This is a genomic window from Streptosporangium sp. NPDC002607, assembly GCF_053592655.1.
Genome location: NZ_JBSFWD010000006.1, coordinates 24,382 through 42,546 on the forward strand (window position 1 = coordinate 24,382; position 18,165 = coordinate 42,546).

An 18,165-nucleotide genomic window follows, 5' to 3' on the forward strand; every position below is an offset into this window, starting at 1 on the left:
CCGGCGAGGGGGACGGCATGAGCGGCATCAAGAAGACCGGCGAGAAGAACCTGATGTTCTTCTCCGGGCGGGCGCATCCGGAGTTGGCGGACGAGGTGGCGAGTCACCTCGGAGTCGACGCGGCACCGACCACGCTGCGCGACTTCGCCAACGGGGAGATCTACGCCCGCTACCAGGAGTCGGTCCGTGGCTGTGACGCGTTCGTCATGCAGAGCCACACCGGGCCGATCAACCAGTGGATCATGGAGCAGTTGATCATGGTGGACGCGCTCAAGCGTGCCTCCGCCAAGCGGATCACCGTGATCATGCCGTTCTACGGCTACGCCCGCCAGGACAAGAAGGGCCGGGGCCGCGAGCCCATCACCGCCCGCCTGATGGCCGACATGTTCAAGACGGCCGGCGCCGACCGGCTGATGTCGATCGACTTGCACACCTCCCAGATCCAGGGCTTCTTCGACGGCCCGGTGGACCACCTGTTCGCCATGCCCGTCCTGGTCAACTACCTCAAGGACAAGCTCGACCTGGACACGACCACGATCGTCTCACCCGACACCGGGCGGGTGCGGCTCTCGGAGCGCTGGGCCGACACGCTGGGCACCCCGCTGGCCTTCATCCACAAGCGCCGCGACCTCGACGTGGCCAACCAGGTGAAGGTGAGCGAGGTCGTCGGCCGGGTGAAGGGCCGGACCTGTGTGCTGATCGACGACATGATCGACACCGCGGGCACGATCTGCAAGGCGGCCGACGCCCTCTACGAGCAGGGCGCCACCAACGTGGTCGTGGCGGCCACCCACGCGGTCTTCTCCGACCCCGCGGTCGACCGGCTGAAGAACTCCAGGGTCTCCGAGGTCATCGTCACCAACACGTTGCCGCTCCCCGAGGACAAGAGGTTCGACAAGCTCACGGTCCTGTCGATCGCCCCGCTGATCGCCCGGGCCATCACCGAGGTCTTCAGCGACGGCTCGGTGACCAGCCTCTTCGAAGGCGACAGCTAAAGCTCAACCCCCTCCCCGCTGAACACCCCCACCTCTTTCCCTTCTTCTTCCCCCCGGGCTCACATTTCTCGGGGGGAGGGGCTTCCACGCGCCCCGCTCTTGCCCCGCCCTCAAGAAGGGCAATGGGACGTGCCCCTCACCCCCTTTGAGGGACTACCCGTGAGGCCGCGCCGGGGACTGGACTGAGGAGAGCGGGGTTGTGAGGCCGCGCCGGCGACTGGACCGAGGAGAGCGGGGTTGTGAGGCCGCGCCGGGGACTGGACCGAGGAGAGCGGGGTCGTGAGGGACGAGCGGCCCCGGTCGACGAGGGAAGGAGCCGGGTTTGAGCGGCCGAACCGCGACGCGCCGGCGTCGCCGGCAACTCGTGAGGGACGAGCGGCCCCGGTCGACGAGGGAAGGAGCCGGGTTTGAGCGGCCGAACCGCGACGCGCCGGCGTCGCCGGCAACTCGTGAGGAACGAGCGACCCCGGTCGACGAGGGAAGGAGCCGGGTCCCAGCGGCCGAACCGCGACGCGTTAGCGTCGCAATAAGCACGGTAGGCTTGTCAGGTTGCGTTCGTAACGCCTTCCGCTAGGGCGGGTGAGGGGGAACGCATCTTCCGATTCTCGAGATCCCTAGGAGATCAGTCATGTCCGAAGTGGTAATCACCACCGAGCTCCGCGACAAGTTCGGCAAGGGCGCCGCCCGCAAGATCCGTCGCGAGGACAAGGTGCCCGTCGTCCTCTACGGACACGGCTCCGAGCCGAGGCACCTGTCCCTGCCGGGTCACGAGCTGCTGCTCGCCCTGCGTACGCCGAACGTGCTGATCCGCCTTGAGGGTGCGGTCGACGAGCTCGCGCTGCCCAAGGGCGTCCAGCGCGACCCGATCAAGGGCTTCCTTGAGCACGTCGACCTCCTTCTCGTCAGGCGCGGCGAGAAGGTCACCGTCGACATTCCCGTCATCGTGACCGGTGAGGTCGCCGACGGCATCCTCGACCAGCAGCTCGTCTCCGTCTCGGTCGAGACCGAGGCCACCCACATCCCCGAGGGTGTCGAGGTCGACGTCGAGGGCCTGGAGGTCGGCACCCAGATCACCACCGCCGACCTGAAGCTGCCCAAGGGCACGACCCTCGCCGCCGACCCCGAGGCGCTGGTCCTGATCATCTCCGCGGCCCCGACCGCCGAGCCGGCGGCCGAGGGCGAGGCCGCCGAGGCCGCTCCGGCCGAGGGCGCGGCCGCCGAGGGTGCCGAGAGCGCCGAGTAGTTTTCTCTGCTAGATCTGTCAGGGCGGCCCGGTTCCGGGCCGCCCTGACGCGCGTATGAAGGGGATGCCGATCGTGGACCGCTGGTTGGTCGTGGGCCTGGGAAACCCCGGGCCGGAGTACGTAGGAAACCGGCACAACGCGGGGTTCATGGTCCTGGACGAGTTGGCCGCGCGCGCCGGTGGGCGGTTCAAGGCGCACAGGTCGCGCTCGGAGGTGCTGGAGGGCCGCCTGGCGGGTGTCCCCGCGGTGCTGGCCAAGCCGCTGTCCTTCATGAACCTGTCCGGCGGACCGGTCAAGGCCCTGGCCGACTTCTACAAGGTCGATCCGGCCCGGGTGATCGTGGTCCACGACGAGCTGGACATCCCGTACGGCGCGCTGAGGGCCAAGCTGGGCGGCGGCGACAACGGTCACAACGGGCTGAAGTCGATCACCAAGTCGCTGGCGACCAAGGACTACCTGCGGGTGCGGTTCGGCATCGGCCGCCCGCCGGGCCGGATGGACGCCGCGAGCTATGTCCTGCGTGACTTCGCCACCGCCGAGCGCAAGGATCTCGGGTTCCTGGTCGACCGTGCGGCCGACGTGGTGGAGTCGCTGATCAGGGTCGGCCTGGAGCCGACCCAGAACGCCTTCCACGCGGGCGACCTGAACATCTCGGGACCTCCGCGTTAATTGCGACGCTAACGCGTCGCGGTTCGGCCGCTCTTACCCGGCTCCTTCCCTCGTCGACCGGGGCCGCTCGTTCCTCGCGACCCCGCTCTCCTCAGTCCAGTCGCCGGCGCGGCCTCACGGGGAGTCTCTCGGGGACGGAGCACGGGCTCGTCCTCATGATGCTTCCTGGGGCGACTGGCCGGCGCGGCCTCACGGGGAGTCCCTCAGGGATGGAGCACGGGCGCGTCCTCACGGGCGCGTTCTTGCGGGGAGTCCCTCAGGGAAGGCTTCTTGGAGGCGTCTTCGGGGCGTGGCCGCGGTTTCACGGGGCTTCTCGGTCCGGCGACGGGTGTGGGTTCAGGGCCATCAGGTTCTGGAGGAGTTCGGCCTGCTCGATGGCGTCGTCCAGGGCGTTGTGCGTGTGCGGTCGCTGGGAGAGCAGGTGCCTGGGCATCTGCCGCTTGGTCGCCCAGCCGATCGGCACTCCCGCCTTGGCCGCGTACAGCGTCTTCATGTCGATGCAGCGCGAGTGCCCGAACGGTGAGGCGCCGGCGAATCGCATGAAGTACCAATAAATCCACATCCAGTCGTAGGAGAGTGGGTAGGCCGCCAGTACCGGTGCGCTGTTCCCGCACGCGTCGCGGATCCACGCGGTGGCCTCCCGCATCGCCTCGGCCGGGTCGCGGCCCTCGCGGATCAGCGTCTCCCGGTCAAGCCCGCTCACGGCGAGCGCCTCGGGCACATGGTCGTCGCTGATCGGCCGCAGCTCCGCGTAGAACGTACGGGTCTGTGGATCGACCGGTTCAAAGACCTTTCCGGTCATCCGCCCGGCCACCGCCATACCTAGGCTGACCATCGAATACGGTCCCGGAATGGGGCCATCGGCCTCGACATCCACAGATATGTACGTTTCGGTCTTCAACCTTCGGGCCTCTCTTGTCGCCGCTACCATTACGTAACTGTCTGTCCGTGAACGGTTACGCAGGGGGAGCGCGTGCGCGACGTGACCGCAGTCCAGGCCGTATCCGGAGCCGGGTCCGGAGCCGGAGTCGTGCCGGCCTCGCGCCGTCACATGCCGGACTGGGTGCGGGGGCACCGCGCGATGGCCCTCGCCGCCGACACCATCTGCGCCGCCCTGGCCGGAGCCCTCGCGCTGCTCGTTCGATTCGGCGAGGTTACCGCCTACGTTTTCCCGTACGTCATGCTGAGCGCCGCGCTGCCCGCCGTCTGGGTCTGCGTGATCGCGCTGAACCGCGCCTACGAGCCTCGGCTCATCGGCCTGGGCTCGGAGGAGTTCCAGCGGATCCTCCAGTGCGGCTTCATGCTCACCGCCGCCCTCGCCGTCGGTGCCTACCTCACCAAGACCGATGTGGCCCGCGGCTACGTGGTGCTGGCGCTCCCGCTGACGACACTGCTCACCCTGCTGGCGCGGTACGGGCTGCGCCGCTCCCTGCACCGCAGGCGGGCCCGGGGCAGGTGCATGCGGCGGGTGGTGGCGGTGGGTCACCGGGTGGCGATCACCGAGTTGGTCCGCAGGTTCCGCCGGGAGCGCTACCACGGCATGGAGGTCGTCGGGGCCTGCGCCCCGCGCGACGGGATGGGCGACGTGGAGGGCGTGCCGCTTCTCGGCGATTTCTCCGACGTCGCGCTCGCGGTCGGGCAGGTCCACGCCGACACCGTGGCCGTGCTCGCCTGCCCGGAGATGGACGGGGTGGCGCTGCGGCGACTGGCCTGGCGGCTGGAGAAGACCGACACGGACCTGGTCGTGGCCCCCGCGCTGATGGAGGTGGCCGGGCCGCGGATCACCATCCGTCCGGCGGCGGGGCTGCCACTGCTGCACGTGGATCACCCCGAGATCTCCGGCCTGCGCCAGGTGGTCAAGAACCTGTTCGACCGCATCGGCGCCGGGGTGCTGCTGGCGGTGCTGCTCCCGCTGCTGGTGGGAGTGGCGGCGGCCGTGCGGGCCTCCGGGCCCGGGCCGGCGTTCTTCCGGCAGACGAGGGTGGGCCGCGACGGCGCCGAGTTCACGATCTACAAGTTCCGGACGATGCGCGCCGACGCCGAGCGCCGGAAGATCACCCTGTCCAGTGACGGACAGGGCCCGCTCTTCAAGATCAAGAACGATCCGAGGGTGACCCCGCTGGGTGCCTGGCTGCGCCGCCATTCGCTGGACGAGTTGCCCCAGCTGATCAACGTGCTGCTGGGACACATGTCCCTGGTGGGCCCCCGGCCGCCACTACCGGAGGAGGTGGCCGGGTACGGTGACGATGTCCGCCGCCGGTTGCTGGTCAAGCCGGGCATGACCGGTCTGTGGCAGGTGAGCGGTCGCTCTGACCTGTCCTGGGAGGAATCGGTACGGTTGGACCTGCGTTACGTGGAGAGCTGGTCCCTCATGTTGGACCTGCAGATCCTGTGGAAGACCTGGTCGGCTGTCGCGCGAGGAGCTGGAGCATACTGATGACCGTTCGCGACGATCACACACTCGCCGCGGAGTTGGCGACGACGGCCGGCGAGAAGCTGGCGGCCCTGCGCGCGGAGCGGGGTTTCGACAACCCCTCCGAGCTGCGCAAGGAGGGTGACATCGCCTCCCACCTGTTCCTGATGGAGGCCCTGGCACGGCTGCGCCCGGACGACAGCGTGCTGTCCGAGGAGGCGACCAGCGAGGAGCGCCTCGACCCGCGCAGGCTCCGTGCCGAGCGGGTCTGGATCGTCGACCCGCTGGACGGCACCCGAGAGTTCGCCGAGGAGGGCCGCGAGGACTGGGCGGTCCACGTGGCACTCTGGGAGCGTGGCACGCTGACGGCCGGAGCCGTCGCGCTACCGGCCCAGGGCCGTACGCTCTCCACCGTCGAACCTCCGGTGCGGCCCGCCCCCGAGGCGGACGCCAGGCCGCGGATCGCGGTCAGCAGGACCCGCCCGCCGGAGTTCGTCCAGAAACTGGCCGCTCTCGTCGGCGCGGACCTGGTACCGATCGGGTCGGCGGGCGCCAAGATCTCCGCGGTGCTCACCGGAGCGGTCGAGGCCTACGTGCACGCCGGGGGCCAGTACGAGTGGGACTCCGCCGCGCCCGTCGCGGTGGCCCTCGCCGCGGGGGCCCACGCCAGCCGCATCGACGGCTCGCAGCTGGCCTACAACCAGCCTGACCCCTCACTGCCGGATATCCTTGTATCCCTACCGGGACTGGCGCCGACGTTGCTCGCTGGAATCCGGGATCTGCACCGCTAATCCCCGCTAGGAGAGTTTGATGCTTCAGCGCGACTACACCACGTCGCAGCTCGACGTCCTCGAGGCAGAGGCCATCCACATCATGCGTGAGGTCGCGGCCGAGTTCGAGCGTCCCTGTCTGCTCTTCTCCGGTGGTAAGGACTCCATCGTCATGCTCCGCATCGCGGAGAAGGCGTTCTGGCCCGCGCCGATTCCCTTCCCACTGATGCACGTCGACACCGGCCACAACTTCACGGAGGTCATCGAGTTCCGTGACCGCCGCGCCGCACAGCTGGGCGCGCGCCTGGTCGTCGCCAGCGTCCAGGACTCCATCGACGCCGGGCGCGTCGTCGAGGAGACCGGCCGCAGGGCCTCGCGCAACCGGCTGCAGACCACGACGCTGCTGGACGCGATCGAGGAGAACGAGTACGACGCCGTGTTCGGCGGCGCCCGCCGTGACGAGGAGAAGGCCCGCGCCAAGGAGCGGGTGTTCTCCTTCCGTGACGACTTCGGCCAGTGGGACCCCAAGAACCAGCGTCCCGAGCTGTGGAACCTCTACAACGCCAGGATCCGCAAGGGCGAGCACATCCGGGTGTTCCCGCTGTCCAACTGGACCGAGCTCGACATCTGGGACTACATCCGGCGCGAGGGCATCGAGATTCCCTCGATCTACTACGCGCACACCCGCAAGGTGTTCGAGCGCGACGGCATGCTGCTGGCCGACAGCGAGTTCATCACCCGCGACGAGGACGAGCCGCTCCAGGAGATGACGGTCCGCTACCGCACGGTCGGCGACGTGACCTGCACCGGCGCGGTCCAGTCGGGTGCCGCGACGGTCGAGGCGATCATCGAGGAGATCGCGGTGAGCCGGATCACCGAGCGCGGCGCCACCCGCGCCGACGACCGCGCCTCCGAGGCGTCCATGGAGGATCGCAAGCGGGAGGGCTACTTCTAGTGCTCACCCACCCTCCCGTCTCCCTTCTTCCCGCGCGGTCCCGCGCCGCACGCCGTACGACCTCTGGAGAGCACCTCTGATGGACATCCTTCGCTTTGCCACGGCGGGAAGCGTCGACGACGGAAAGTCGACGCTCATCGGGCGGCTGCTCTTCGACTCCAAGGCGATCTTCGAGGACCAGCTGGAGGCCGTCGAGCGCACCTCCCGGGACCGCGGCACCGAGTACACCGACCTGTCGCTCCTCACCGACGGCCTGCGGGCCGAGCGGGAGCAGGGCATCACCATCGACGTGGCGTACCGCTACTTCGCCACTCCCAAGCGCAAGTTCATCATCGCCGACACCCCCGGGCACATCCAGTACACCCGCAACATGGTCACCGGTGCCTCCACCGCCGACCTGGCGATCGTCCTGATCGACGCGCGTAAGGGCGTGCTGGAGCAGTCGCGGCGGCACGCCTTCCTCACCACGCTGCTGCGGGTGCCGCACCTGGTCCTGGCCGTCAACAAGATGGACCTGGTCGACTACTCGCAGGAGCGGTTCGAGGAGATCCGCGAGGAGTTCACCGCCTTCGCCTCCAAGCTGAACGCGCCGGACCTGACGTTCATCCCGATCTCCGCGCTGCACGGTGACAATGTGGTGTCACGCTCGGAGAACACTCCCTGGTACAACGGGTCCTCGCTCCTGCACCATCTGGAGCACGTGCACATCGCCTCCGACCGCAACCTGGTCGACGTGCGCTTCCCCGTGCAGTACGTCATCCGCCCGCAGCGGGCCACCGACCCGGCCTTCCACGACTACCGGGGCTACGCCGGCCAGATCGCCGGAGGCGTGCTGAAGCCGGGGGACGAGGTCATGCACCTGCCCTCGGGTCTGGCCACGCGCATCTCGTCGATCGACACCTTCGACGGGCCGGTCGACGAGGCGTTCGCGCCGATGTCGGTGACCCTCCGGCTGGAGGACGACATCGACATCTCGCGCGGCGACATGATCTGCCGCCCGAACAACCAGCCGCACGTCTCCCAGGAACTGGAGGCGATGATCTGCTGGATGGCGGATTCCAGCAAGCTGGCCCCGCGCGCCAAGCTGACCATCAAGCACACCACCCGTACAGCCCGTGCCCTGGTCAAGGACCTGCACTATCGGCTGGACGTCAACACCCTGCACCGGGACGAGGCCGCCTCCTCGCTCGGCCTCAACGAGATCGGACGCGTCTCGCTCCGCGTCACCCAGCCCCTGTTCGTGGACGACTACGCCCGCAACCGGCTCACCGGTGGCTTCATCCTCGTGGACGAGGCCACCAACAACACGGTCGGCGCCGGAATGATCGTCGACGCCAGATAGGCCCTTTCCGGCACCCGCCGCCCGCGCCCGTCACCGAGGCTTTCCTTCCCCGTACGTGGGGGGAGAGAGACCCGGTACGGGCCGTGGGTGGTTCGGCACTTTCGGGCCGTCCTCTTCCCAGTCAGTTGCAAGCCGTTTCCCATTGCCGTCCAGCACGGTGATGTGGGCGTGCGACGGCGGGGTGCCGCTGCCCTGGGAAGGGCAGCGATGGCGGCGAGCGGAGCGAGCACTGCGAAGTCTCTGTCACGCGCGCCGGAGCCGATGGCACGCGTCCGGGAGACACCGGGCGCGGCGTCACCGTGCGGTCGCGGTCCGCTCAGGGCGTCGGTCCCTGTCGTTCACGGCATTCCGATCGTGAAACGAAGGTGTCTATGAAGCGTGTCATGACTCTGCTCGCCCTCGGCTTACTCGCCGCGCTGTTACCGGGGCCCGCCCAGGCGGCCGACGGGGACGGCCAGGTGGTAGTCCAGGGTGTTCAGGTCGACAACCCCACCTACGCCGGGCTGTGCCGAGGAACTGGGAACGATGTCAAGGTAACCGTGCAGTTGACCTACACCGGCCCGGGCAATGCTTACCTGGGCTATAAGGTGAGCGGGCTCAACGACAATTACCAGGTCTTCACCCACGTGCAGGACCAGAACGGGCCCGGTGCGAAGGAGATCCTTATCCCGGTGCGTGAATCGGGGACCAGGCAGATCAAAGTCGTCGGCCTGGTGCAGACCGACAACGGCCATGTCGAGACCGGCGAAGTGGTACAGACCACGATCAACCGGACCTGCCATGACGTGCAGGTGACCGCCACCGCCGCGCCCGAGTACCACGGGCTGTGCGGATCGAAGGTCACCACCCCGGTCAAGGCAACGATCACCTCCCCGATCGCGCAGACGATCAGCTACCAGTGGCTGAACCCGGTGTCGCGCCGTCCGTTGCCGGGCAGCGAGACCCCTCAGCCCCTCGTGTTCGCCGGCCCCGGATCGCATGAGGTCACCGGTGCCCTGCCTCGCGGCTCGGCCTCGAAGGAGGGCCCCTACGTTCTGAAGATCGTAGAACCCGCGCCGTACGAGGGCCCGAGCCTGCTCAGCAAGACGAACTGCGCGCCCGAGACCGCGGAGATCGCCTCCCTGAGCCAGTTGCACTACGTTGGCCCGTGTGGCCCGGACGTCTCGACCCCGCTGCGTGCCAGGATCACCTCCGGTCTGGGGCAGACGGTGTTCATATGGACCGACGCCGCCGGGAACCCCATGGACCCTCGGCCGGGGCAGAACCTGCAAGAGGTGGAGATCTCTCAACACGGTGGCTCGGCATATGCCGACGGGCCATCGCTGCCGAGGCACGGGCCGGGCAGCGGGACGGTAGCGATCCTTTTCCCCTTCACAACCCGTCACATATCCGGTACGGCTAGCTGGTCCACCACCTGCCTGCCCCTTGCGACGCCAAAGCTGACCCAGGTGGAGTTCACCAGCGAGGAGGAGTCCTGCGACCTGCACCTGCCTGCCACCTTCACGCTGAAGGGCTCGATCACCGCGCTCGGGGCGGGCACCGTCCGCTACGCCTACGCGCGCAAGAGCGCCCAGACGAACAACGCCTGGGTCCGCGACCCGTGGACCTCGCTGACGATCAACTCCGCGGGCACGGTCGATGTGCCGAAGCAGTGGACGGTGCCCATCTCCCGGCAGGGGGAGACGGGCCAATGGCGCCTTGAGATCGACGAACCGTACAGAGGGGTGTCGAGCCAGGCCGGCTACTGGTTCCTCTGCTCCGACTGGCCCTGACCGGTGATGAGCGCCCCCGCCCCGAACCAGTCCGGGGCGGGGGCGCTCATCGAGATCATTCGGCTCGGTCACGGCATCAGGCCACCCCGGAAAAATGCGAAACAAGAACTCGGTCAAGCCGTTCCCGGCACCGTCGGCCGTGGCCGCTTTGCGTGCGGAGGTCATCCGCTGGGTAGATCCTTTGTCCGTTCTCTGACCTCTCCGTTACGCTCCGCGCTAGCCTCGGCACGTTCCGTATCCGTCGGGTAAGGATTCGTGCCTGTGTCTGATAGTCCGTCACCTGCTCGGGTGGTTTTCCTGGGTGGCCTCGGCCGCAGCGGGACCACGCTGCTGGAGCGCCTGCTCGGGGAGGTCCCCGGCATCGTGCCGCTCGGCGAGGTCGTCCACCTCTGGGCCAGGAGCGTGCTCGCGGACGAGGCCTGCGGATGCGGCGAGCCCTTCGGGGTGTGTCCCTTCTGGGACAAGGTCGGGATGCGCGCGTTCGGAGGCTGGTCCGCGGACCTGGCCCACCGGATGATCGCGCTCAGGGCCCGCGTCGACCGTACCCGGCGCATCCCGACCCTGGCCAGGCTGCTGGCCGAGGAGCGGGCGGGCAACGGCAGGTGGCCGACGCCCGGCACCGCCGAGCTGGACGAGTATGTCGCCGTCCACCGCGATCTGTACGACGCGGCGGGGGAGGTCGCCGACTGCCCGGTCGTGATCGACTCAAGCAAGCACGCCTCGCTGGCCTTCTGCCTGGCGGCGGCCGGGGTCGACGTCCACGTCGTTCACGTGGTCCGCGACCCCCGCGCGGTCGCACACTCCTGGCGCAGGCGGGTCGAGCGTCCAGAGGACGGGCGTCCGATGACCCACTGGTCACCCTCCCGCACCTCGCTGCACTGGCTGAGTGAGAACCTCGGCCTCGGACTCCTCGCCCGCAGGGGCGTCCCGGTCACCCGGGTCCGCTATGAGGACCTGCTCGGCGCCCCCGCCGACACGCTCAGGCGCCTGGTCGCCAGGATCGGCCTCTCCTGCCGCCTCGACTTCCTCTCGGGCAGCTGGGCGGAGCTCTCGACGGCGCACACCGCCTCGGGCAACCCCATCCGCTTCACGGTCGGCCGCACCGAGCTGACCAGGGACGACAGCTGGCGTGCCGCCGCGGGGTCCCGGCAGCTGCGCCTGGTCACCGCGCTGACCTGGCCGCTCATGATCAAGTACGGCTATCACAGGAGGTTCTGGTGAACACATCGGTGGGTGTCGTCATCCCCACCCGGGGACACCGGCCCGACCAGCTGCGCGCGGCCACCCTCGCGGTGCTCGGCCAGGACCACTCCGGCCCCGTCGAGGTGGTGGTGGTCGTGGACGGCGGAGATCCGGCCTGGGTCGCCGATCAGGTGGCAGACCTCCTGGCCAGCAGGGCACTGGCACCCGGCCGGCGTGGGGCACCCTCGCGCGGGGTACGGGTGATGGCCAACCGGCTCACCCCGGGCCTGCCCGGCGCCCGTAACACCGGCATCGCGGCCCTCGGCACCGATCTTGTCGCCTTCTGCGACGACGACGACCAGTGGCTGCCCGGCAAGGTCGCCGCCCAGGTCGCCGCGCTGGAGGCGGAGCCGGACGCCCGCTTCTCCAGTTGCGCCATCGAGGTCGAGTACGGCTCGCGCCGCATTCCCCGCCTGGCGGGGACCAGCCGCGTCACCTACCGCCACCTGGTGCGCTCGCGCATGGTGATGGTGCACTCCTCGACGTTCGTGTTCCGGCGCGGCGGGCTCTGGGTGGACGAGAGCGCCCCCAAGGGCCAGAACGAGGACTGGGACCTGGCGCTGCGCGCCGCCGCCCAGCACCCCATCGTGCACGTCGACCGGCCTCTGGTCCGGGTGCGCTGGGGGGGCTCCTCGTACGTGGCCCGCTGGGCCGACCGGATCGCCGGGCTGCAGTGGATGCTCGCCCGGCACCCTGATCTGGCCGTGGATCCGCGCGGCGCGGCGCGGGTCTACGGTCAGCTCGCCTTCCACCACGCGGCCCTAGGCCAGCGGCGGGAGGCGGGCCGCTGGGCCTGGCGGGCGTTCACCGCCCGCCACGGCGAGCCCCGGGCACCCATCGCGCTCGCGGTGGCGGCCGGCCTGGTCCCCGCGCGGACCCTGCTCAGCGTCCTGCACCACCGAGGGCACGGCATCTGATGGCGCCCATCACCGAGCGTCCGCGCGTGACGGTCCGCTACGGCCCGCAGGTCGCCCCGCCCTCGGCCGGTCAGGCCGTCGAACGCCTGCCGGTGCTCGCGCGCCATGGCTCGCAGGCCGCCCCGCCCCTGCCGGGGCGGGGCGGCGAACGCCCGTCAATGATCGCTCGCCACGATCTGCTCGTCGCTCCGTCGGAGGTGGGGCGGGCCGTCGATCGTCCGCGCGCGACCGCCCGCTACGACCTGCCGGTGGTCCCGACCGTGATGGGGCAGGTCACCGGGCATCCTTCGGCGCCATCTCGCTACGACCCGCAGATCGCCCCGTCCGTGACGGGCAAGGCCGTTCACGCCGTGATGTCGATCCCGCCCGTCACCGACCACCGGTCCGCGCCCACCGGGTACGGTCCGGTGCCCGGCCTGCCCGCCGTCGCCGGGCGGGCCGGGACGCCGGCCGCCAGGCGGGGGGCGGCGCAGGTCGCCCCCCGCCGGCGGCCCCGGCCGGACAAGGCCACCCGCAGACGCCTGCGCAGGCGCGTGCGGGTGGCGGGCGTCGCGATCGACCCGATGACCGAGGGCGAGGTGGTCGACCACGTGGTCGCCGCGCTGAAACGCGGTGAGGGCGGCCACCTCGTCACCCCGAACATCGACATCAGCCGGATCGTCGCCCGCGACGAGCGGGCCCGCGGGTTCGTCGAAGGCGCCGACCTCGCGGTGGCGGACGGCATGCCGTTGGTGTGGGCGGCGAGACTGCTCGGCACCCCCCTGCCCGGCCGGGTCGCCGGTGCCGACCTGATCTGGTCCCTGTCGGAGGCCGCCGCCTTCTACCGCCATCCCGTGTACCTGCTGGGCGGCCCCGCGGGCGCGGCCGTGCAGGCGGCCTGTGAGCTGGTGGGCCGTCACCCGAAACTGATGATCGCCGGAGTCGACGCCCCGCCGTACGGGTTCGAGGACGATCCGGAGAGCTATGCCCGGGTACGCGACGCCGTGATCGCCGCGGCACCCCGGCTGGTCTTCGTCGGGCTCGGCTTCCCCAAGCAGGAACGGCTCATCGCCTCGCTCCGCCGGGACCTGCCGGGCACCTGGTTCGTCGGCTGTGGCTCGGCGATCGCCTTCGCCGCGGGCACCGTCCGGCGGGCTCCGGCGTGGATGCGCAGAGGTGGCCTGGAGTGGCTCTTCCGGCTGACCCGGGAGCCTGGCAGGCTGGCCCGCCGCTATCTGGTCGACGATCTGCCGTACGCCCTCGGGCTTCTCGTGGTCTCCCTGCTGCGCGGGCTCTTCTCCTGAGGGACCGTCGTCCGTCAGGAGGCCAGCTCCCTGACCCGGAGGGTCTCCTGCGGGCTCAGCCTGGCGTCGGCCTCGGCGAGGGCGCGGCGCGAGTCCATCGGCCGGTAGGCCGTGCGGGACAGGCCGCTCCAGGCGAAGCCGCCGCTGCTCGCGCCGGACGCGGCGGTGCACGCGCGGCGGACGCGCTCCTCGGCGCGGGCCGACCACGTCAGGCCCGCCCACCCGTACAGGCGGCGAAACTCCGTCAGTGGGTCGCGGGCCAGGTCCTCGTAGCGGGCCAGGGTTATCTGAGGATGCCGCTCGGCCAGGTCGGCGGCGGTGATCCCGGCCGCCCGCCACAGGGCCACCGCCTTGGCGATGCGGTCCTGGGAGCCGACCAGCGGGCGCAGCGCCTCCAGGTGGGGCTGGTCGCGCATCAGCAGTGGCTGTTCGAGTAGCTCGTGGAAGTAGACGGTCCAGCCGAGCCGCTGCCAGCTACCGACGAAAGCCACCGGGTCGCGGAGCAGGATGACCACCCGGCACCCGAGCCGGTCGGCGAACCATCCGGCGGAGAACAGCGCGAACGGGTCGTCAAGCAGCGCCCGGCGGCCGCCCAGCCGCCCCAGCGTGAACGCGGTGCCGTACCGGACCATCCGCGCCAGGTCGTACGGCGAGCGGTTGCGGCGCAGTTCGGCCCGGAACCCGTAGCGCAGCGCGACGGTGCGGGTGAAGGCGGGCAGCCAGAGCCGCTCGTTGCCGGTGCAGATGTACTGGAAGCGGTGGCCGACCACGGAGTCGAGGACGCCCGGGGAGCCGCCAGGCGGGTGCTCGGGGTTGAGCGGTTCGTTGACGTAGACCAGCTCCCCGCTCGCCGCGAGCATCCTGCCCGTCCAGCTCGTCCCGGTCCTGGGCAGTCCGGTGACCAGTACGGGGGGCGCGGTGCTCATCAGGATGCCCGCCACGGGCTCAGGGCGGCCAGGCTGTGCGCGCCGAAGGGCCGCAGGCCGTACCGGCGGTGGATGTGCCAGAGCGGCAGCAGGTTCTTGACCACCGTGCCCCCCGCCCAGCCGAGGGCGGCGCCGAGCGAGCCCAGGGAGGGGATCAGCAGCAGGTCGAGCAGCACGGTCGTGGCGACGGCGGCGGCCAGGTTGGCCAGGCTGGCGCCGGTGTGCCCGGCGGCGGTCAGCACCACGTCGGCCATCCCGCACGCGGTGGCGAGCGCCATCGTCGCGGCCAGCACGATCGCCACCGGTGCACCGGAGGCGTAGCCGTCCCCGAAGACGGCTCCGAGCAGCCACGGAGCGAGCGCCGCGTACCCGAGCCAGACCGGCCAGGTCAGCAGGGCCAGCCAGACGGTGGCCGACTGGTACAGCTCCCGGGCACGTGGCAGGTCGCCTTCGGCCAGGGCCCGCACCAGCCTCGGTTGGGTGGCCTGCGCCAGGCCCTGGCCGGCCAGCTGCCCCACGATCTTGAAACGGGTGGCGGCGGTGTAGACGGCGGCCTCGGCCGGCCCGGCCAGCAGCGCCACGATCACGATGTCCAGCCGCTGGAACACCGCCTGGATCCCGGCCGCCAGCGATCGGGGCCAGGTGTGGCGCCACAGGTCGTGCGCGGTGCCCGGCAGGTAGGGCGTCCGAGGCAGCCGCCGGTGCAACCAGGCCGAGGCCAGCAGCAGCACCGGCAGATACGGCAGTGCCCAGGCCGCGGCGAGCAGCGGCACCGAATCACGGCCCGCGAGTACCACGGTCCCGACCAGGGCGAGCTGGGCCAGCGGCTGGAGCACGCCGTCCAGCAGCACGGTCGGCCGCATCGAGCCGAACCCCCGGGTCGCGCTCACCACGACGCCCGAGCACGTCACCGCGGGCAGGGCCATCGCCAGCACCCGCAGCGCGGGGTCGGAGGTGCTGAGGATGACCGCACAGGCGGCCGCCAGCGAGAGTGACGCGACCGGGACGAGCGCCGAGCGGACGTAGCCGGAGGTGCAGCGGTAGTCGAAAGGACGGGACCTGGCGATGAAGTAGACGAGCCCGTTCCCCGCGTCCAGCCGCAGGACCGTGGCGACCGCCAGGCACAGGGCGGTCACCGAGAAGAAGGCACCCGCCGTTTCCTGGCCCACCCCCCTGGTGACCAGTACGACGATCAGGAACTGGGCGGCGGCCCCGGCACCCGCGCCCAGCAGCCCCGCCACCCCGCTCCGCGCGGCGCCGGTCAGACCCGCCAGACGGGTGGGGCTCAGCGGCGCCACGACGGCTCCCCGCCCAGCCACGAGGTCAGCAGGGTGTCCTGCTCCTCGAAGCGGCCGGCCAGCTCACGGCGGAGCCTGCGGGGCATCGGAGCGGGTCTGGTCCGGGCGTTGTGCCGTTCGAACACCGGATCGCCGAGGTGCGGCAGTCCGAGGAAGGCCAGCACGCGGTCGTAGACGAGCTCCGGTTCGGCGAAGAGCCGGCCGCTGTCGATGACGAGCAGGCGATCCCTGCCGACCAGCGGCTCCAGCCGGGCGAGCTGCTCGGCGTAGCGGCCCCTGGCCAGGTAGGCGTGGTGGCGGTGGGCCAGGTTCGTCGAGTGCGGCGAGTCGCGCAGGGCCTGCGCCGCTCCGGCCAGCCGGTCCTCCTCCAGCTCCACGGCCCTGGCGAAGGACGGCTCCGTCTCGAACCCCCTGGCCAGTTCGTGGGCGTGCGCGGAGAAGGCCCGCTCGACGGGGTCGCGGACCAGCACGATCAGCCTGGTACCCGGCAGGTCGCGGGCGATACGGGGGCCGGCCAGGGGATGGAACAGGTAGTAGGGCGACGACTCGAAGGCCTGGGGCCGGCAACCGTATCTGCGTGCCGGCACGGAGGCCGACATCCGCAGCGGAAAGTGCGCCCGGTACCAGGACAGGCCCCGGTCGTACGCCATGTCGAAGTAGTGCACGCCCTTGCGCAGCACCGGTTTGAGGACGAGCGGGTGCTGGGACAGGGTGCGGTACAGGGAGGTGGTACCGCAGCGCTGCGCCCCGACGATGAGGAAGGAGGGCAGCACCCGGCTCCCCGAGGTGAGGCGTCCCATGCCCCGGGTGGCCGCGTGGAGCGAGCGCTTCAGCGCGGGTTTCACCGCAACCCCCCAAGGATGCTCCGGCCTTCAGGCCGGAGAGGAATCGGCAGCGGGATGGCCGCCAAGGCCCGGGCGTGCCCTGATCGGTCAGTCATGTCGATCGGCTTCTTTCTGGGTCGTGTAGCCGTAGCCGTCCGCGCGTTGAAGATGGCGGACGTGCCGGTGGTTGATCCCGGTGACGCGGCCGTGCCGGGTGGTGATGTCGAACGAGCCGGAGGAGCGGACCAGGACTCGCCCGGCGTGAATCCCGGCTTTTTTGCCTGCCGGGACGTTCGCGCGGACCAGGTCGCCGGTTTGGAAGCCGTGGTGCAGTTTGCTCCGTGGCCGGACAAGGCGAGGGAACCCGTACCGGTCAGGAATGGTGCGGGCATAGGTGCCGCGCCCGGTCGCCGTGACCACCAGGACCGTGGACGGCCAGGCGGTCACGGTGCCGAGGTGGCCGACGTGCAACGCGTCCAACGTGTGCGATTTGGCGGCGCCGGTACGGGAGCGGTTCCATTTGGTGCGCCCGCCGGAGGCGGTGTGAACGGGCAGGCCGGTCGATTCCAGGGCCCGCCACAGCGCCCACCGGGTGGCGTTGACGGCGGCGGCGTCCCGCAGTGGAGCCTTCGCCTGCCGGAGGATCTTCGCCAGGAGGGCGGGCCTGCCTTTGAGGAATTCCTCGATCGGGGTGGCGTTCTTCGCCTGGTTGCAGCCGATGCAGGCCAGGGTGAGGTTGCTGATCCGGTCCGAGCCGCCCCGGGAACGCGGGTGGATGTGGTCGAGGTTGAGTGGTACGCCGCTCGCGTCGCAGTAGGCGCAGGTGCGCCCCCACTTGGCCAGCAGGTATTCGCGGGCCTCGTACCCGGCGAGGGTGCCCTGCTGGTACTCCGTTCCTTCGAGCGGTCGCCCGGCCGACAGGGCGTGGGTGTCGAAGGAGACCTTCTCCACGTGGACGGCGGTGACGGGCGCCCACCGGGTCAGCCGCGCCAACCACGACAGGGTGGTGTCGACGCGGTGTCGCAGCGACGGCGCGAGCCACCCTTTCGGCTTGGTGCGGTTGAGGAACCGGGGCGCGCGGTAGCGCAGGTTCGCGCTACGGCGTCGCCGTCGATAGCGCGAGCGGGCGGTGAGCTTGTCGCGGATCGCCGCGCCTCGGTGGTCGAGCCGGATCGCATACCGTCCGGCCCGGCTCCCCTCATGGCCGGTGAACACGGCCAGGCCGGTGTGCTTGCTGCCGGGGTCGATGCCCACGTGCACGCCTTCGACGGTCGAGGTCGCCGCGTCGCGGTCCTTGAGACGGATGACGAACGGTGTGTGACGGTGAACCACCGCCCGCCCGGCTGCCAGCAGGCGGCGGGCACGGGCAGGGTGGCAGGGGTCGAGCGGGTGGCCGTGGGCGTCCAGGACGAACACGACGGGGTGAACCTCACGGTTGGCTCCCTCGGACGCCGAAGCGTCCTCGGGGTGACGCCGAGCAGATCGGGTGCCGGTCTGCTCGATCTCCCCTCGCCC

16 protein-coding genes are annotated in these 18,165 nt (G+C 70.6%); 11 read left to right on the forward strand and 5 right to left on the reverse strand.

The window, feature by feature from the left end; translation table 11 throughout:
* The first annotated feature begins 17 nt into the window (after positions 1-17).
* The 3 genes from ACWD3H_RS08760 (at position 18) to pth (ending at position 2,908) form a co-directional block, all read left to right on the forward strand.
* On the forward strand, positions 18-995 hold the full coding sequence (locus ACWD3H_RS08760) for a ribose-phosphate diphosphokinase (protein ID WP_355563815.1): 978 nt from the start codon (positions 18-20) through the stop codon (positions 993-995).
* A 628-nt stretch (positions 996-1,623) separates the two neighbouring features.
* Positions 1,624-2,238: a 50S ribosomal protein L25/general stress protein Ctc gene (locus ACWD3H_RS08765; RefSeq protein ID WP_355567563.1), complete on the forward strand. Its 615-nt coding sequence runs from the start codon at positions 1,624-1,626 to the stop codon at positions 2,236-2,238.
* A gap of 64 nt (positions 2,239-2,302) precedes the next feature.
* Positions 2,303-2,908 carry an aminoacyl-tRNA hydrolase gene (pth, locus tag ACWD3H_RS08770; RefSeq protein WP_350926825.1) on the forward strand — a complete coding sequence of 202 codons (606 nt, stop codon included), beginning with the start codon at positions 2,303-2,305 and terminating at the stop codon, positions 2,906-2,908.
* Between the two features lie 301 nt (positions 2,909-3,209).
* Here pth and ACWD3H_RS08775 read toward each other — a convergent pair whose 3' ends face one another.
* Positions 3,210-3,743: a 3'-5' exoribonuclease domain-containing protein gene (locus tag ACWD3H_RS08775; protein ID WP_355567566.1), complete on the reverse strand. Its 534-nt coding sequence runs from the start codon at positions 3,741-3,743 to the stop codon at positions 3,210-3,212.
* Between the two features lie 216 nt (positions 3,744-3,959).
* Between ACWD3H_RS08775 and ACWD3H_RS08780 the strand changes: the two genes are divergently transcribed.
* From ACWD3H_RS08780 to ACWD3H_RS08815, 8 genes are all read left to right on the forward strand, one after another.
* Positions 3,960-5,345 (forward strand): sugar transferase, encoded by a 1,386-nt coding sequence (locus ACWD3H_RS08780; RefSeq protein WP_451935529.1) that lies wholly within the window; start codon positions 3,960-3,962, stop codon positions 5,343-5,345.
* On the forward strand, positions 5,345-6,112 hold the full coding sequence (locus tag ACWD3H_RS08785; RefSeq protein ID WP_355567569.1) for a 3'(2'),5'-bisphosphate nucleotidase CysQ: 768 nt from the start codon (positions 5,345-5,347) through the stop codon (positions 6,110-6,112). Before ACWD3H_RS08780 ends, ACWD3H_RS08785 begins: the two co-directional genes overlap by 1 nt.
* A 19-nt stretch (positions 6,113-6,131) precedes the next feature.
* Positions 6,132-7,046 (forward strand): sulfate adenylyltransferase subunit CysD, encoded by a 915-nt coding sequence (gene cysD / locus ACWD3H_RS08790; RefSeq protein WP_355567572.1) that lies wholly within the window; start codon positions 6,132-6,134, stop codon positions 7,044-7,046.
* Positions 7,047-7,125: 79 nt separating this feature from the next.
* Positions 7,126-8,388, forward strand: coding sequence for a sulfate adenylyltransferase subunit CysN (cysN, locus tag ACWD3H_RS08795; RefSeq protein WP_355567575.1), 1,263 nt, complete (start codon positions 7,126-7,128; stop codon positions 8,386-8,388).
* A gap of 383 nt (positions 8,389-8,771) precedes the next feature.
* A complete protein-coding gene (locus ACWD3H_RS08800; protein ID WP_451954550.1) occupies positions 8,772-10,160 on the forward strand; it encodes a hypothetical protein in 1,389 nt (462 codons plus the stop codon).
* A gap of 288 nt (positions 10,161-10,448) precedes the next feature.
* Positions 10,449-11,381, forward strand: a complete 933-nt coding sequence (locus ACWD3H_RS08805; protein ID WP_355567581.1) for a sulfotransferase — start codon at positions 10,449-10,451, stop codon at positions 11,379-11,381.
* Positions 11,378-12,319, forward strand: coding sequence for a glycosyltransferase family 2 protein (locus tag ACWD3H_RS08810; protein WP_343962563.1), 942 nt, complete (start codon positions 11,378-11,380; stop codon positions 12,317-12,319). Before ACWD3H_RS08805 ends, ACWD3H_RS08810 begins: the two co-directional genes overlap by 4 nt.
* The gene (locus ACWD3H_RS08815; RefSeq protein WP_451954551.1) at positions 12,319-13,602 is read left to right on the forward strand and encodes a WecB/TagA/CpsF family glycosyltransferase; all 1,284 of its coding nucleotides are present in this window, start codon (positions 12,319-12,321) and stop codon (positions 13,600-13,602) included. The genes ACWD3H_RS08810 and ACWD3H_RS08815 overlap by 1 nt, the downstream gene beginning before the upstream one ends.
* Before the next feature lie 14 nt (positions 13,603-13,616).
* Here ACWD3H_RS08815 and ACWD3H_RS08820 read toward each other — a convergent pair whose 3' ends face one another.
* From ACWD3H_RS08820 to iscB, 4 genes are all read right to left on the reverse strand, one after another.
* The gene (locus ACWD3H_RS08820; protein ID WP_451954552.1) at positions 13,617-14,528 is read right to left on the reverse strand and encodes a sulfotransferase; all 912 of its coding nucleotides are present in this window, start codon (positions 14,526-14,528) and stop codon (positions 13,617-13,619) included.
* Positions 14,528-15,826: a lipopolysaccharide biosynthesis protein gene (locus tag ACWD3H_RS08825; protein WP_451954553.1), complete on the reverse strand. Its 1,299-nt coding sequence runs from the start codon at positions 15,824-15,826 to the stop codon at positions 14,528-14,530. The genes ACWD3H_RS08820 and ACWD3H_RS08825 overlap by 1 nt, the downstream gene beginning before the upstream one ends.
* Positions 15,814-16,671, reverse strand: a complete 858-nt coding sequence (locus ACWD3H_RS08830; protein WP_451954554.1) for a sulfotransferase family protein — start codon at positions 16,669-16,671, stop codon at positions 15,814-15,816. The genes ACWD3H_RS08825 and ACWD3H_RS08830 overlap by 13 nt, the downstream gene beginning before the upstream one ends.
* An 87-nt stretch (positions 16,672-16,758) precedes the next feature.
* On the reverse strand, positions 16,759-18,066 hold the full coding sequence (gene iscB, locus ACWD3H_RS08835; protein ID WP_451954555.1) for an RNA-guided endonuclease IscB: 1,308 nt from the start codon (positions 18,064-18,066) through the stop codon (positions 16,759-16,761).
* Between the last annotated feature and the right edge of the window lie 99 nt (positions 18,067-18,165).

Excerpts from the sequence above, each read along its gene's own strand:
- ACWD3H_RS08760 (WP_355563815.1), top strand. The coding sequence starts at position 18 with ATGAGCGGCATCAAGAAGACCGGCGAGAAGAACCTGATGTTCTTCTCC.
- ACWD3H_RS08765 (WP_355567563.1), top strand. The coding sequence starts at position 1,624 with ATGTCCGAAGTGGTAATCACCACCGAGCTCCGCGACAAGTTCGGCAAG.
- pth (WP_350926825.1), top strand. The coding sequence starts at position 2,303 with ATGCCGATCGTGGACCGCTGGTTGGTCGTGGGCCTGGGAAACCCCGGG.
- ACWD3H_RS08775 (WP_355567566.1), bottom strand. The coding sequence starts at position 3,743 with ATGGTCAGCCTAGGTATGGCGGTGGCCGGGCGGATGACCGGAAAGGTC.
- ACWD3H_RS08780 (WP_451935529.1), top strand. The coding sequence starts at position 3,960 with ATGCCGGACTGGGTGCGGGGGCACCGCGCGATGGCCCTCGCCGCCGAC.
- ACWD3H_RS08785 (WP_355567569.1), top strand. The coding sequence starts at position 5,345 with ATGACCGTTCGCGACGATCACACACTCGCCGCGGAGTTGGCGACGACG.
- cysD (WP_355567572.1), top strand. The coding sequence starts at position 6,132 with ATGCTTCAGCGCGACTACACCACGTCGCAGCTCGACGTCCTCGAGGCA.
- cysN (WP_355567575.1), top strand. The coding sequence starts at position 7,126 with ATGGACATCCTTCGCTTTGCCACGGCGGGAAGCGTCGACGACGGAAAG.
- ACWD3H_RS08800 (WP_451954550.1), top strand. The coding sequence starts at position 8,772 with ATGACTCTGCTCGCCCTCGGCTTACTCGCCGCGCTGTTACCGGGGCCC.
- ACWD3H_RS08815 (WP_451954551.1), top strand. The coding sequence starts at position 12,319 with ATGGCGCCCATCACCGAGCGTCCGCGCGTGACGGTCCGCTACGGCCCG.
- ACWD3H_RS08820 (WP_451954552.1), bottom strand. The coding sequence starts at position 14,528 with ATGAGCACCGCGCCCCCCGTACTGGTCACCGGACTGCCCAGGACCGGG.